Annotated in this window: 11 protein-coding genes; all 11 read right to left on the minus strand. The window is 66.9% G+C overall.

The genetic code is table 11. The annotated features are described in order from the left end of the window. Position 1 precedes the first annotated feature (1 nt). Positions 2-2410, minus strand: coding sequence for a type VI secretion system-associated FHA domain protein TagH (gene tagH / locus GV035_RS07250; RefSeq protein ID WP_159834283.1), 2409 nt, complete (start codon positions 2408-2410; stop codon positions 2-4). A gap of 36 nt (positions 2411-2446) precedes the next feature. Beyond that, a complete protein-coding gene (locus GV035_RS07255) occupies positions 2447-4453 on the minus strand; it encodes a type VI secretion system Vgr family protein (protein WP_159834284.1) in 2007 nt (668 codons plus the stop codon). Positions 4454-4474: 21 nt separating this feature from the next. Beyond that, entirely contained in the window at positions 4475-4864 is a 390-nt protein-coding gene (locus tag GV035_RS07260) for a DUF4280 domain-containing protein (RefSeq protein ID WP_159834285.1), read from the minus strand. An 18-nt stretch (positions 4865-4882) separates the two neighbouring features. Beyond that, positions 4883-7528: a type VI secretion system ATPase TssH gene (gene tssH, locus GV035_RS07265; protein ID WP_159834286.1), complete on the minus strand. Its 2646-nt coding sequence runs from the start codon at positions 7526-7528 to the stop codon at positions 4883-4885. Next, entirely contained in the window at positions 7521-8555 is a 1035-nt protein-coding gene (gene tssG / locus GV035_RS07270) for a type VI secretion system baseplate subunit TssG (RefSeq protein ID WP_159834287.1), read from the minus strand. Before tssG ends, tssH begins: the two co-directional genes overlap by 8 nt. Further along, a complete protein-coding gene (tssF, locus tag GV035_RS07275; RefSeq protein ID WP_159834288.1) occupies positions 8540-10420 on the minus strand; it encodes a type VI secretion system baseplate subunit TssF in 1881 nt (626 codons plus the stop codon). The genes tssG and tssF overlap by 16 nt, the downstream gene beginning before the upstream one ends. Then, positions 10417-10965: a type VI secretion system baseplate subunit TssE gene (gene tssE / locus GV035_RS07280; RefSeq protein ID WP_159834289.1), complete on the minus strand. Its 549-nt coding sequence runs from the start codon at positions 10963-10965 to the stop codon at positions 10417-10419. The genes tssF and tssE overlap by 4 nt, the downstream gene beginning before the upstream one ends. Positions 10966-11015: 50 nt before the next feature. Further along, entirely contained in the window at positions 11016-12524 is a 1509-nt protein-coding gene (tssC, locus tag GV035_RS07285) for a type VI secretion system contractile sheath large subunit (RefSeq protein WP_201303927.1), read from the minus strand. Positions 12525-12528: 4 nt separating this feature from the next. Next, a complete protein-coding gene (tssB, locus tag GV035_RS07290; protein WP_159834290.1) occupies positions 12529-13071 on the minus strand; it encodes a type VI secretion system contractile sheath small subunit in 543 nt (180 codons plus the stop codon). Between the two features lie 42 nt (positions 13072-13113). After that, positions 13114-14166, minus strand: a complete 1053-nt coding sequence (gene tssA, locus GV035_RS07295) for a type VI secretion system protein TssA (RefSeq protein WP_159834291.1) — start codon at positions 14164-14166, stop codon at positions 13114-13116. A 63-nt stretch (positions 14167-14229) separates the two neighbouring features. Further along, complete coding sequence (locus GV035_RS07300; RefSeq protein ID WP_159834292.1) at positions 14230-14715, minus strand: Hcp family type VI secretion system effector; 486 nt, start codon at positions 14713-14715, stop codon at positions 14230-14232. Between the last annotated feature and the right edge of the window lie 208 nt (positions 14716-14923).

A 14923-nucleotide genomic window follows, 5' to 3' on the forward strand; every position in this document is an offset into this window, starting at 1 on the left:
GCTATGCGTGTGAGGAACCGTGGGGCGCGCGTTCGGGCGACCCGCCCGCCTGCCGCTCGTAGGCGTCGTTGAAGGCGTTGCCGCAGAGCGCGTCGAGGTCGTCGGCGCTCGCGCGCACGAGTTCGCGATGCAGCGCGACGAGACGGTCCCACTGCTTCGCCTTGCGGCGGCCGGGGAGCCAGTCGAGCCAGCCGCGCGGCGCGGCGTTTCTCGCGATGGCATCGGGATCGAAGCGGCGCAGCAGATGCTGCATCGCGGCGCGCATCCCTGCGAGAACGGCGAGTTCGTGGCGGCGGATGTCGTCGAAAGCGCCTTCGAGCGCGACTTCGCCCGTGAGATAGCCCGCGCTCGGCCCGCGCAGCATGTGTGACAACGCGCTGTCGCCGTCGGGGAAGAACTTGAGCGGGTTGTTGCCGCGCGGCGCGAGCAGCGTCGTATCGACGCTCATGCCGCGCTTCATCACCGAGCGGGAGAGCATCACATCCACCGTGCCGCGTATGGCGGCGCGCAGCATCGATCCGGCAAAGTGAGCGAATTCGGGCGCGGCGCGCCCGCGCAGGACGCTGGCGTCGGCGCCGAGGCCGTCGAGGAGGGCGGTGAGGGTGAGGTCGGTCGCTGGGTTCGCTGACGTGTTGACGGGAGCGTGAGGTGCGGCGTTTGAGCCGGCGGTGTGGCCTGCGTCGGAGAAAGGCTTTGTGGCGTCCCTGGCCGATGCGCGAGTGAGCGCATTGTTTGCCGCCCTTGTGTTCGCAGTTGCGTCGGCGTGATGAGCGGCAGCAACAGCGAAATGCACCGACGCGTCGGTTGCCGCGTTTTCGCGGGCGCGCGATACGGCGCTCGGCGCGGCGCTGTCCGCCTCGCCGATGAAAGGCTTTGTGGCGAAGCGAGCCGCTGCATTTCCGATGGCGCGCGATGCGGCATTTGAGTCGGCGCTGTCGCCTGCGTTGAAGACAGGCTTCGCGGCGTTCGTGGGCGCTGCGCGAGTTAGCGCATTGTTTGCCACCCATGTGTCCGCGCTTGCGTTGGCGTGATGAGCGCCGTCGAAAGCGAAATGCACCGACGCGCTGGTCCCCGCTTTGTCGCTGGCGCCCGATACGGCGTTTGATTCGGAGCCGCCGCCCGCTTGGAAGACAGGCTTCGCATCGACGCAAGCCGCTGCGTTAGTTGCAGCCCACGTGTTCGCGCTCGGGTTGGCGTGACGAGCGGCGTCGAGAGGAAAGTGCGCTGCGGCGCTTTCCGCCTCGCCAACCGACAGCCTCGCTGCGTCGTCGGCGTTTGCCGGACTTGCCGCGCGAACAGCCGCGTCGCTGGCCCTGACATCCACGACGGCTGCGCCTCCGAACGCGCCTGCCGCGAAGGCCCCATCGCCGAGCGGATCATAGTCGTGCGGGATGCCGCCGCTCGCCGCGACGTCAGGCGCGGATTCCGGCTTGTAAGCAAACTGCTCGGGCGAGACGTGATCGCTGGCCGAACCGGCGAACGGCGCGCGGCCATCGGTCCGTGGCGGCGTGTGTTGATCCGGAAGCGGGCCGCCGAGCGGATCGAAATGCGCGCCCGGCAGCGGTGCTGCGAACAGCACGGCCGCCCGCGCGAGCGGATCGTGAGCGAAGGCAATGCGGCTGTCCCCGAACGCATGCGCCGAAGTCGCGCCGTTCGCGTGTTCGTGCGTAGGCGCAATGCGATTGGCCGCAAGCGGATCGTCCGCGAAGGCGTGCGCCGGACCCGCATCGAAGCCAAGACGCGCATCATCAGCAAGCGGATAAAGAGGCGCCACGTCGCCGCGAGTAAGCGGATCGCGCGACGCAGTCGTGCTTTCTACAATCGCCTCCCCGTTGAAAGTCCGCATCGCCGCGCGACCGTTGCCAGCCAGCGGATCACTCATCGGCGCAAAAAGCGGCTTTTTGGCGAGCGCATAACCGGCCGCAACACCGCGATTAACGTGGCTCTCCGCGGCCCCATCCTCGGCAGGCGCACGCTGCACGAACGCCCGCTCAGACTCAAGCCCGTCTTCCTTCACCCGATACCCGCCCTCGCCCGTCCCCGCATCATGCGCGCGATCCAGCACGCCCAAAGGCGCATCGAACGCGCGGCCGTCATCCAGCGCCGACACTTCGAGCCGATACGCCCCCGCTTCGACGCAATCGCCCCGCGCAAGACGCGCCGTCTGACCGCTCGCGAGCAAGCGGCCATTGAGCCGGCTCGGGTTGCTGCCGAGATCCGCGAAGCGCCAGCCCTCGCCCGTCCAGTCGATGCGCGCCTGCACGCGCGACACCGTCTTCGCCGCGTCAGGCAGCACCATCGTGTTGCCGGGACCGCGCCCGATGGTTCCGCCCGCCGCGTCGAACCGGCAGACGAGCGGCGTATCCGGCGGCTCGCCCCGGACCGTCCTGACTGCGAGCGTGATGTGCATGGCGTCTCCTGCCTGTGCGTGTTGAAGCGGCTGCGCTCATCGGGAACCGTCGTCGGCCTCGCGCGGGTCGGCAGGCGCATCGGGCGATGCGCTCGCCGCGCCCGCCGCCGCGCCCGCGCCGCCGCAGTTGATCTGCACCGTCGCGCCGTCGATCGTGATCGGCCCCGCCGCATTGATCGCGATGCCGGAGGGCCCGAGCACGATCGTGCTGCCGCCCGCCTTGAGCGTGAGCGTCGCGCCCGCTTCGATAGTCACGTTCGCACCGCCCTTGATGTCGACGTTAACACCCACCCCCAACGCAAAATTCCCTGCCGTTTTCATTTGTGTATCGCCGCCGACATCCAGCGAGCACTTGCCGCCGATACGCCCGCTGTGACTGCCCTTCACCGCATCGCTGCGATTGCCGCCGCAGCGCGCGAAGTCGTGGCTTTCGACAATCACATGCCGCTCATTGCCGATGCGCGCGAGCGCGTCGTGCCCGACCCACGTCTCCATGTCGCGCTCGGCGTGAAAGAACATTTGTTCGTTATCCTTCGTATCGTCGAAGCGCATTTCGTTGAAGCCGTTGCCGCCCTTGGTCGAATTGCTTTTGATGGTGGTGCGCGCCATTTTCGACGGAAGCGCGTAGGGCGTCGTCTGCGCGGCGTTGTAGACGCTGCCGATGACGAGCGGCTGATCCGGGTCGCCCTCGATGAAATGCACGAGCACTTCCTGACCGATGCGCGGCAGAAAAAACGCGCCATAGCTCTTGCCGGCCCACGGCTGCGCCACGCGCACCCAGCAGCGTTGCAGCGAATCGCGCGACGCCTCGGTGCCGAACTGCTCCCAGTGAAACTGCACCTTGATGCGGCCGTACTTGTCCGTATGAATTTCTTCCCCGGCCGGACCGACGACGCGTGCCGTTTGCGGTCCCGCGACCGTCGCGCGGCGCGTGATGCGCTCGGGCCGAAAACCCGCATCGCGCGGCAACGCACGGAACGCGCAGTCGAAAACGTCGGCGGCAGCCGCGTTGTCCAGCGTAGAAATATAGTCGTCCGAATTAATCGCGTAATCCGCCGCGACGATCAGATGCTCGCCATTGTGCTGCGCAAGCGGATGGTCGGCCAGCCGGATGAGCCCGCCCGGCCAGATGCCTCGCACCGTGGCGCGGCCACTCACGCAGACATTGGCTGCCTGATGCGCTTCCGCGTGCACGCGGGCATGGCGCTCGGCGTCCTCGGCGCGCGTGTAGCCGACGGCGTGCTCCTGCATCGTGTAGCGCGCGGCATCGAACGGTTCGCTGCGTCTCGCGCGCGCAAAGAGCCCTTGCTGCTCGCTCTGCGACGGCTTCTCGAAGTCGTAGTCGTTCACTTCGGCGATACCCGTCTGCACTTGCGCGCCTGCATGCCACGCGTAAATCCATTCGTGCTCGCGCGGCGCGGTCTTCGCCGGACGAAACGGCAGCGCGCCGTAGTGCGGAATCGCATCGTGGACATGCGGCGAGTCCGTGAGAATCAGCGTGTGCTTGCCGCCGCGATGCTGCACGTAGTAATAGATGCCCTCGCGCTCCGCCAGCCGGCTCACGAAATCGAAGTCTGTTTCGCGGTACTGCGCGCAATGTTCGAGGCTCGGATACGAGGCCGAACACCGGTTCTCGAAGTCGATGTGATAGTCCGACAGCACCTGCGCGATGATGTCCGGTGGCGTCATCTTATGAAAGAAGCGGCAGTGCGATGCGCGCGTGAGGAGCCACAGGCGCGGGCGCACCGTCGCCCGAAAAAGCGCGGGACGGTTGGGCTTTGTGCCCGCGGGCCGCGCCAGTTCGAACGCGGTGACGATGCCATTGAATTCGCGCGTGCCGCCGCCGGGAATCTCGATGGACAACGAGAAGTCCTGGCCGAGCACTTTCGCGATATCGGCATTGGAGTCCTCCGCGAGCAGTTCGACGTCCCATTGCGCGAGGCGGCCGAGGGCTTCATGGCCGCGCATGCGGTAGAACACGAGCGCGTCGGCGCCGAGCGCGGTGGTTACACGGGCAATGCGGTGAGTGTCGGTGAGCGTCATCGGGGGTCTCGTCGAAAGGAGTCAGGGAAGCTCGGTCTTGCGCGTGGCGGGATCGGCCACCTTGACGACGCCGCCCCAGTTGCACGGGCACACCGACACGTTGTCGAGCGATGGCGCATTGCCGATCTGCACGGTGAGCGCGCCCGGCGTCCACGGTTGCGCGGTGGCGGGCACGCACGGCGCGGGCGTCGGCGTGCCGAACGCGGCGGCGGTCGCGGCCTGCACCGCCGGATTCGCGGGCGCGCTGCACATGCCGAACGGCATGATGTTCACAAGCGGAATGTGATCCATGATGGTCGCGGCGGGCGGCCCTTCGCACAGCACGCGGTTGGTCGGCAACACGACGAGCGTCGACGGCGCCATGCCGAACGAACACTGAAGCGTCGCGCCCATGCTGACTTGTTGCGGCATCGCAGGCTCCTTTTGGATTCAGTCGAACGCGTAGGTCAGTTCGCCGTCGCACACGCCGATTTCTACTTTCGCGACGCTGCGGCCATCGGCGAGACGGCTCAGGAACTCGCTGCTCACGCGCGGCAGGACCGTGTTCGTCAGAATGGCGTCGATCATGCGCCCGCCGCTCTGGAGCTCGGTGCAACGGCGCGCGATCTCGCGCGTGACCGCATCGTCATACACGAAGCCGACGCGATACCGCGCCTCGACACGCCGCCCGATGCGCGCGAGTTGCAGACCGATGATCGCGTCGAGCATCGCGTCGTCGAGCGGGTAGTAGGGAATCACCGTGACGCGGCCAAGCAGCGCGGGCGGGAACACGTCGACGAGCGGCGCGCGCAGCGCCTGTGCGATCTCGTCGGGCGGCGGCGCGTCCTGCCGTCCGACGCAAAGCTGCGTGATGATTTCGGTGCCCACGTTCGTGGTGAGCAGGATCAGCGTGTTGCTGAAGTCGATTTCGCGGCCCTCGCCGTCTTCCATGCGGCCCTTGTCGAAGACCTGAAAGAAGAGTTTGTGCACATCCGGATGCGCTTTTTCGAACTCGTCGAGCAAGACGACGCTGTACGGACGCCGCCGCACCGCCTCGGTGAGCACGCCGCCCTCGCCGTATCCGACATAGCCGGGCGGCGAACCCTTGAGCAGCGAAACGGTGTGCGCTTCCTGATACTCGCTCATGTTCACGGTGATGACGTTCTGCTCGCCGCCATAAAGCGATTCCGCGAGCGCGAGCGCCGTTTCCGTCTTGCCGACGCCCGACGTGCCCGCGAGCATGAACACGCCGACCGGCTTCCCCGGATTGTCGAGTCCGGCGCGGGACGTCTGCACACGGCGCGCGATCATCTGCATCGCGTGTTGCTGGCCGACGATGCGCCGATTCAGCGCGGACGCGAGATCGAGCACGCTTCTGACTTCGTCGCGCACCATGCGGCCAACGGGGATGCCGGTCCAGTCCTGCACGACCGACGCGATGGCGTTCGCATCGACGGCGGGCAGCACGAGCGGCGCTTCGCCCTGCTCCGCGACGAGCTGGCTCGTGAGTTCACGCAGACCCGCAAGCGCGTGCGCCGACGAATCGCCGCTTTCGCCGCATTCGCCAATTTCGGCACGCGCCGCGAGAATCCGCGAAACGAGCGCGCGTTCCGCTTCCCAGCGCGCGGTCAGCGTACACAGGCGCGCTTCTTCGCTTGCGAGCCGCGCGGCGACATCGGCGCTGCGTTCCTGCGACTGTTCGGCCGACGTGATGCCGAGCGCCGCCTCGCGCGCCGCGATTTCGCTTTCCAGCCGCCACGCTTCGATGCGGCGCTTCGCATCGTCGATGGCGGGCGGCAGCGCCTGCTGACTCACCGCGACGCGCGCGCAGGCGGTATCGAGCAGGCTCACGGCCTTGTCGGGCAACTGCCGCGCGGGAATGTAGCGATGCGACAGCTTCACGGCCGCCTCCAGCGCCTCGTCGAGCACCTGCACGCCGTGATGCTGCTCCATCTTGCGCGCGAGGCCGCGCATCATCGCGATCGCGTTGGCCTCCGACGGCTCCGGCACCTTCACCGCCTGAAAGCGCCGCGTGAGCGCCGGGTCTTTCTCGATGTGCTTCTTGTATTCCACCCACGTCGTCGCGGCGATCGTGCGCAGTGTGCCGCGAGCGAGCGCGGGCTTGAGCAGATTCGCCGCGTCGCCGGTGCCGGCCGCGCCGCCCGCGCCCACGAGCGTATGCGCTTCGTCGATGAAAAGAATCACGGGCACAGCCGACGCCTGAACTTCGTCGATCACTTGCCGCAGCCGGCTCTCGAACTCGCCCTTGACGCTCGCGCCCGCTTGCAGCAGGCCGATATCGAGCGTGCGCACGACGGCGTTGCCAAGCGCGGGCGGCACCTCCCCCGCGACGATGCGTTGCGCGAAGCCTTCCACGACCGCCGTTTTGCCGACGCCCGCTTCGCCGGTCAGGATCGGGTTGTTCTGCCGACGGCGCATCAAAATATCGATGACCTGTCGGATTTCCGCGTCGCGTCCGACGATCGGGTCGAGCTTGCCTTCGCGCGCCTGCGCGGTCAGATCGACGGTGTAGCGGTCGAGCGCCTCGTGCGCGGTGAGCGGCGCGGCGGTATCGGCTGTATCGGCGGCATGGACGTGCGCCGCCTTTTCGATGCCCGCTTCGGGCGAACCGTCGAGCAGCGTGTGAAAGCGCGCGGAAAGCGCGTCGAAGCCGATCTTCTCGAACTCGCGGGAGAGCGCGAAGAGCGCGTTGCGCAGGTTCGGCGTGCGCAACATGCCGATGACGAGGTGCCCGGTCCGCACGGTCGTCGCGCCGAACATCAGCGAGCCGAACACCCAGCCGCGCTCGACGGCTTCATCGACCTGCGCGGAAATATCTGACACCGAGCTCGCGCCGCGCGGCAGACGGTCGAGCGCGGCGGTCAGGTCGCGGGCCACGCGCGTTTCATCCAGTTCGAACGCGCGCACGAGCCGTTGCAGGTCGGAATCGGGCGCGAGCAGGATCTGATGAACCCAGTGCGCCAGTTCGACATACGGATTGCCGCGCAGCTTGCAGAACGCGGTGCCGTTTTCGATTGCGCGATAGGCGACCGGATGCAGTTTGCCGAACAGGGCTTGACGGCTGATTTCAGTCATGGAGCGTCTCCTCGATGTGGCTCGTGCGCGCATCCCGTGCGATCACGACCCGATGGTTGTCATGGACCGGCGTGCCGCTCGTGAGCCACGTCGTCCAGCCCAGGCGCGCGCCGCCCTTCGGCTGGCTCGCGAGGCGAAGCGCGGGCACGTCGTCGCGTTTCAGATGCAGCGCGAGCTCCCAGTCGAGCGGATCGCGCACGTAGCTGCGCACCCAGTCGCGCAGCTTGCGAAGGCTCGCGCCGCCCGGCAGGAAGCGCACGAAATCGGCGTAGCCGAGCGGCCCGATCACGATGCGGAACTTGTGCTGGCAGTCCCATACGCGCGTGCCGGCCACTGCCGAGACGCCGAGCCGCGCGTCGCCGAGCCGCGTAAGCGAATCGGCGGGCAGCGCGATCCAGTTCCCGCGCCACGGCTCGATGGCGACCGGCACGCCGAAGAAGCGCGCGAGAATCAGCCTCAGCCCGCCCGCGTGACGCGTCGGCGCGGCGAGCACGCCCGCGAAATGGCGGCGCGCGTGGTCCGGCACGGCGTCGCGGTTGTGCATGCCCGGCGCGCCGAAACCGAAGAAACTGCCGACGTAATCCGCGATTCGGTCTTCCTGCGGACGGTCCGCGCTCACGACCGGCTGCGCATCGGCCCAGGCGCGGTAGAAGAGCGAGAGCATCCGGTGATGGAAGACATCGAGAAAGCGCGCGAGCGTCGGGTCGTTCGCGTTGCGCGCGCGTTCGCGGACATACGCGGTGAGATGCGTCGGCAGCGGTCCGTTCGGGCCGAGCAGTCCGAGGAAATTCACCGCGAGGCGCCCAGGCTTGTCGCCTTCGCCTGCCGTGTAGCCGCCGAGCGTCGTCGGATGAAAGATCAGCTCCGGCTCCTGCGAGAGACGCACGGCGTCGTCGCCAGGGCTCGCCGAACGGCCGAGGCGCGCTCGCTCGGCGTGCATCTGTTCGATGAGACGCAGCGCCTGAAAGAAGTCGAAGCGGCGGGCGTCGCGCGTGAGCACGGCGTCGAGATTCAGAGTGCCGGGCATCGTCCGCTCCTGTGCGGCCAGCGCATGATGGAACCGCGTGCAAGCGTCGCGACGGCGGTTTCCGCGAACGAATTGATCGACACGTACTGCGCCATGAACTGCGCGAGCACCGCGCCGAGCAGGAACGCGCTCGCGCCTTCGAACGCGGCGTCGTCGAAATGGAGCGTGACGGCGAGGCCGCGGCCAAACACGATCGGCCCCGGCGACGGCAGGCGGCGCACGACCGGCTCCGACGACACCGAACGCAATCCCTCGATTTGCCGCCGCGCCGCCGCGTCGTCGGCCGGGCAGTAGAGCGCCAGCATCTCGCGCAGCGCCCGCGCGCCCTGCTCGGCGTCGTGATCGACCAGCGACGCATAGTTGAGCGACAGATGATCGAGCAGCCGCCACGCCGCCGGGCCATGCGCGAAGGACGGCAATGGCCGGCTGGGACCGGCGACGCACCGCACCGCCGTCACGGGCGCTTCGGCGTCGAGCGTGAAGTCGGTCGTGCCCGCGCCGAGCGGCATCGACAGCGGCAGGTCGCGGTTCGTGCACCACGCGGTGATGCCGAGCTGGCGCAAGTCGCCGTCGAGCGGCGCGCTCGCTGCATCGACGAGCGCGATGAACGCCTCGCTGCCGAGATAACCGCTGCGCGCGCCGTCGCGCTGCTGGCGCACCGACGTGCGCCGTGCCTCGCGGCGCAGCTGATAGAACGCGCCGCCCTCGCCCGGCGCGTCCAGATCCTTCGCGCAGTAGAACGGTCTGAACTGCCGTTGCGCGTCTGCGCCCGAGCCGTAGCCGGTCACGGTGTCGATCTGGTGAATCTCGTAGTCCATTGGCCGCGTGCGATCGACGACAACGTGATATTCGAAGTCCGTATGCGTGAGCGCGATGCGGTCGGTACGGCGGCGGAACAGGTTGATCGCGGGCGTGCAGTTGAGCGCGAAATGCGAGGCATCGACCGCGCGTTCCAGCGACGCATCGGTTTGATCGAGCAGCACGACGATCTCGACTTCCCGCTCGCGGCAATGGCGCAACGCGTCGCGCAAACCGGCTATCTCGACGAACAGAAAGCGCGGCGCGAAGGCGAAATACTCCTGGAGCAGCCGGTAGCCATCGAACGATTGCTGGCTGACGGGCAGAAGCGCCTCGTCTTCCGCGAACCCGAGCGGGCAGAGCGCGGTCTTCGGCAGGACGGCGAGCGTCGTATCGGCTGCGCCGTTCTTGCCCGGCTGCACGACGGCGACGCCCGCGCAACTCGCAAGCAGCCGCTCGTGGATGCGCAGCGCGAGGCCGTCCGCGCCACGCACGTGCAGCGCGAGACGGTCGAGCGCGAGACGGTCGAAGCCGAGCGCGCCGGTCGCGCGCAGCCGCAGACGCAGCGCGGCTTTGGCGGCGGTCTTCGCGCCCGCCGAACCGCCCTGCGTCACGAACTTCGCCTGCGCGAGTTCGACCGGCCAGAGCGTGACCGCGTGCGCGGTGCGGAACTCGCAGCGCGTCGAGGCCGACGCGTCGAGCATGCTTCGCAGCACGGTATGACGCGGCACCACGACGCCATCGGCACTTGCGGCGAGCTGCGGGTTCGCGTGATCCGCCATCAACTGGACGACGGCCATCGAAGGCGTCGGCGCCAGATAGTGCGGATACGTCATCTCCAGCAGATGCTGCGTGAAGCGCGGAAACTCGGCATCGAGCTTCATCTGCACGCGCGCCGCGAGGAAGCTGAAGCCTTCGAGCAGCCGCTCGACATACGGGTCCGCGCATTCGAGACCGTCGAGCGCGAGCCGCCCCGCGACCTTCGGAAACGCGGCGGCAAACTCGCCGCCCATCTCGCGCAGATGCCGCAACTCCTGGCTGTAGTACTTGAGAAACGCCGGGTTCATGCCTGATTCTCCATGCTCTGTCCGCTTTCGACGTTGCGCGTGGGCGCGGCGTCCGCGATACGCACTTCGCCCGCTTCGAGGTCCAGCTCGGTGCGCAGATGCAGCCGTTCGGGGTACGGCCGCGACCACATCTGCGCTTCGATCTCGAAGCAGATCACATGGCCGCGCGCCGTGTTCTTCGCGTCCTCGATAACGCTCACGCGCACCGATTCGCGTGCGAGCCTCGGCTCGAAGGCCCACAGCGCATCGCGAATCAGGCGCTCGACCGCGCCCGGCGTGAGCGCCGCGACGTTGCATCCCGCGAGGTCCGGCAGCCCGTAGTTGAGCACCGATGTCGCCACGTGCGGAAAACCCGCCGTGTCGATGCAAGCCGGGAGACCGCTCGCATTCAGCAGCCAGCCGATGTCGCGCCGCACGCTCTCGCGCAGCGCCCGCGACGACATCACGCGACGCTCGCGCGGTTCGGTCCGCGCGTGCGGGTCGTGATCGGTGAGGCGGTCGAGCAGCGATGGTTGCAGGCGGTCGCGTGTGGTCGGATCGGACATGTGCGGGTTCCTCTCGGTGCGTTTCGCGGATTGCGCGGTCTTTCCCGGTCTTACGCGGTCTTCGCCGTCGGCAGCTTGGAAACGAGCCGCAGCGAGACCGTCAACCCTTCGAGCTGGTAATGCGGGCGCAGGAAGAACTTCGACGTGTAGTAGCCCGGATTGCCCTCCACTTCCTCGACGACGACCTGCGCATCCGCCAGCGGCTTGCGCGCCTTCGTATCGTCGGAGGAGTGCGCGGGATCGCCATCGACGTATTGCAGAATCCAGTTCTGCAGCCAACGCTCCATGTCGTCGCGTTCGCGGAACGAGCCGAGCTTGTCGCGCACGATGCACTTCAGGTAATGCGCAAAGCGCGAGCACGCGAAGAGATACGGCAGGCGCGCGGCGAGATTGGCGTTCGCAGTGGCGTCGGCGTCTTCGTATTCAGCGGGCTTGTGCAGCGATTGCGCGCCGATGAACGCCGCGAAGTCCGAGTTCTTCTTATGCACGAGCGGCATGAAACCGCTTTTCGCGAGTTCCGCCTCGCGCCGGTCGCTGATCGCGATCTCGGTGGGGCACTTCATGTCGACGCCGCCATCGTCGGTGGGGAACGCATGGACCGGCAGCCCTTCCACCGCGCCGCCCGATTCCACGCCGCGAATGCGCGAGCACCAGCCGTACATCTTGAACGAGCGCGTGATGTTGGCGGCCATCGCATACGATGCGTTCGCCCACACGTAATGGCTGCTGTTCGCGCCAGCGGTGTCTTCCTCGAAGTCGAACGCTTCGACCGGGTCCGTCTTCGCGCCATACGGCGCACGCGCGAGAAAGCGCGGCATGGCAAGACCGATATAGCGCGAATCTTCGGAATCGCGCAGCGAGCGCCACGCGGCATGCTCGGGCGTCTGGAAAATCTTGGTCAGGTCACGCGGATTGGCAAGCTCCTGCCACGAATCCATGAGCAGCGCGGCCGGGTCCGCACCCGCGATGAACGGCGCGTGCGCCGCCGCCGCGATCTTCGCCATCTGCGTGAGCAGGTCCACGTCCGGGCCGCTATGGTCGAAGTAGTAGTCCGCGACCAGCGCGCCATACGGCTCGCCGCCAAACTGGCCGTACTCTTCCTCGTAGAGTTTCTTGAAGAGAGGGCTCTGATCCCACGCGACGCCGCGATACTTCTTAAGCGTCTTGTGCAGCTCGGGCTTCGACATGTTCAGCACGCGAATCTTGAGCGATTCGTCCGTTTCCGTGCTGTTCACGAGGTAATGCAGGCCGCGCCATGCGCTCTCCACTTTCTGGAACGGCTCGCTATGCAGGATCAAATTGATCTGCGCTGTGAGCGCCTGATCGATCTGCGCGATGAGTGCCTCGATGGTCGCGAGCACGTCGCCGGAGATGACTTGCGTATCGCGCAATGCCTGTTCCGCGAGCGTGCGAACCGCGTTCTCGACGGCTTCGCGCGCCCGGTCGGACTTCGGCTTGAACTCCTTTTGCAGAAGCGCCGAGAAGTCGCTGATTTCGGGCGCGGCCTCTGCGTATGCAACATTCGTGGCGGACTGCGGGTGGATGCTGAGATCGTTCATCGCGTCATGCTCCGTGGTTGGGGGCTTCGGTCTGGGATGCAATGTTTTGCGCACCCGGGCGCGGCTCGGCGGACAACGCGCGCATCAGTCCGGGTTCTTCCAGCAGACGCGCGATGAGTGCTTCGGCGCCGGTCTTGCCGTCCATGTATGTGAGCAGGTTCGCCAACTGCGTGCGGGCCTCCAGCAACTGACGCAGCGGCTCGACCTTGCGCGCGATGGCGGCGGGCGTGAAGTCGTCCATCGACTCGAAAGTCAGATCGACGGCCACATTGCCCTCGCCCGTCAGCGTGTTGGGCACCTGAACCGCCACGCGCGGCTTGACCGATCTCAGGCGTTCGTCGAAGTTGTCCACGTCGATTTCCAGGAACTTGCGATCCGCGACGCTTGGCAGCGCCTCGGCCGGCTGGCCGGAGAGATCCGCGAGCACGCCCATGACGAAGGGCAGGTTCACTTTCTTCTCTGAGCCATAGACTTCGACGTCGTATTCGATCTGCACACGCGGCGCACGATTGCGCGCGATGAACTTCTGACTGCTTTCCTTAGCCATGACTCTATTTCCTTCGGATGTCTAATTAGATGGGATGATGACTCATTCGACGCCGCCCAGATGCCGGAACTGATGCGCGCCGTCCGGGGCCACGTCCTCGATGATTTCGATGAAACTTTTGCCGACGAGCCGCCGCGCACGCTGCAACAGCACCGGCAGCGGGCTCGATGGCTCGTACTCCGCGTAGTAGGCGCAGATGGCATCGAGCGTGTCGATCACATCGCTCGCGTTCGCAATGCGCGGGGCCATCGCGATTCCGGGCATGGCAGGCTCACGCGCCGCCGATCCGGAATGGCCGCCCTCTTCACTGCTCACGGTCTCCATCGCACCGCCCCGTTGCATCATCTGTGGATCGAGCGCCTCGACGCGGGCCGCGACGAACTCGTCGATGCGAGCGAGGGGCCTTGCCAGCGCGCCGAAATCCAGCGCCCGCGCCGGCCCCACGCGCTCGGTCAGCAGCGACTCGATCCTCGCGAGCGACGACCTCGCCGACGCCAGCGCATCGCATGTGGCCCGCGCTGCTTCGACGCCGGTCAGCGCGAACGCTGCATCGATGGTCGCCATGCTCGGCATCTCGCTGCCGTCCGCGAGCGGCAACTCGCCTGCCATCACTTCGAGATCGCGCAGCGCGAACCCACGATGACCACGGGGCGCGACGAACGGCACGTCGCGCAATGCGCTCGCGAGCCCCGCGCCATCGAGGAGTCCCGAGAGCGCATTGACTCGCGCGGTCGGGTCGCCATCGGCATCGTCGAGTTGCGGGTGGACGCTCGGCCAGTGCAATTCGAGCAGCCCGTCGATCAGCGCGAGGCCGCGCGCCAGTCCTTCGAAACCCTCACGTGCGGCGCTCGCCCGCGTGTAGTGCACCGCCACCCGCACGTCACGCGTGCGCTGCAAGAGCGCCGTCGAGAGCGAGCGCGCGAGCGCCCAGTCGGGCGGCGTCGCAGCAATCACGACGCCGCCGTACTGCGCATCCGGCTTACCCGCCACCGCCTCTTCGAGCGCACGGAAGTCGGCGCTGTACTCCTCGTCGTCGCCGCTCGGCGCGTGCGGCGTGATGTCGGTCAGCCAGCCGGCGATATCGGCGCGATTCATGTTGATGTCCCGAGGCGTTGAGGGTTACGCGGAGCGCATTGACCGGGCGGCGGCACGGGCGCATCACTCCGACTTGTTTTCGGGGACGTTCCACTTGCCGGTCACGACCCCGCCCTTCTTCGCGCCGTTGTTGTCCTGCGGCTGATATTCGACCTTGAACTTGGCGAAGTTCAGCGAGACGTTGTCCATCGCCTGATCGCCGCCGCCCATGCTGACGGAGTAATTGCTGATCAGCACTTCGTTGAGCGTGACCTTCATGTACTCGACAGGCGCTTTTCCGCCCGCCTTGCGCATGGTCAGCACGACCTCGGGCATGTGCTTGCCTTGACAGCACGCTTGCGCGATCGTCGGCGAGCTCTTGTCGAGATACTTGCTGAACGTGAGGTCCTGCACCGCTGCGGTTCCGGTACCGCCGCCCGTGCCGCTATGCGTGGACCCGTACTGCGCGCAGCCCCACGACCAGCTCATGACTTCGATTTCTTCCGCATGAGCCGAATCCTGCGATTCGCCCTTGATGTCGCCCAGCTTGATGAAAATGTCTGCTGCCATGTCAGTCTCCAGGTGATGAATGTGCGTGTTACGGCACGGTGAATTCGCGTCGTGTGAGCGCGAGATTGGGTCGATTTGAATCTTGCTTCATTCGGATGCCTAACTATGCGACCTGGTTCTCGCCGCACGGCAGAGCACACAATCCGCTCAATCGGCGCGCGGGCGAATGGCGGCGGCCTCGCCGATGACTTGCATGAAGAGTCCCTGC

The sequence above is a fragment of the Burkholderia sp. 8Y genome (genome assembly GCF_902506145.1).
Classification (GTDB): Bacteria; Pseudomonadota; Gammaproteobacteria; order Burkholderiales; family Burkholderiaceae; genus Caballeronia.

Excerpts from the sequence above, each read along its gene's own strand:
- GV035_RS07300 (WP_159834292.1), bottom strand. The coding sequence starts at position 14,715 with ATGGCAGCAGACATTTTCATCAAGCTGGGCGACATCAAGGGCGAATCG.
- tssF (WP_159834288.1), bottom strand. The coding sequence starts at position 10,420 with ATGAACCCGGCGTTTCTCAAGTACTACAGCCAGGAGTTGCGGCATCTG.
- tagH (WP_159834283.1), bottom strand. The coding sequence starts at position 2,410 with ATGCACATCACGCTCGCAGTCAGGACGGTCCGGGGCGAGCCGCCGGAT.
- tssH (WP_159834286.1), bottom strand. The coding sequence starts at position 7,528 with ATGACTGAAATCAGCCGTCAAGCCCTGTTCGGCAAACTGCATCCGGTC.
- tssC (WP_201303927.1), bottom strand. The coding sequence starts at position 12,524 with ATGAACGATCTCAGCATCCACCCGCAGTCCGCCACGAATGTTGCATAC.
- tssB (WP_159834290.1), bottom strand. The coding sequence starts at position 13,071 with ATGGCTAAGGAAAGCAGTCAGAAGTTCATCGCGCGCAATCGTGCGCCG.
- GV035_RS07255 (WP_159834284.1), bottom strand. The coding sequence starts at position 4,453 with ATGACGCTCACCGACACTCACCGCATTGCCCGTGTAACCACCGCGCTC.
- tssG (WP_159834287.1), bottom strand. The coding sequence starts at position 8,555 with ATGCCCGGCACTCTGAATCTCGACGCCGTGCTCACGCGCGACGCCCGC.
- tssE (WP_159834289.1), bottom strand. The coding sequence starts at position 10,965 with ATGTCCGATCCGACCACACGCGACCGCCTGCAACCATCGCTGCTCGAC.
- tssA (WP_159834291.1), bottom strand. The coding sequence starts at position 14,166 with ATGAATCGCGCCGATATCGCCGGCTGGCTGACCGACATCACGCCGCAC.
- GV035_RS07260 (WP_159834285.1), bottom strand. The coding sequence starts at position 4,864 with ATGCCGCAACAAGTCAGCATGGGCGCGACGCTTCAGTGTTCGTTCGGC.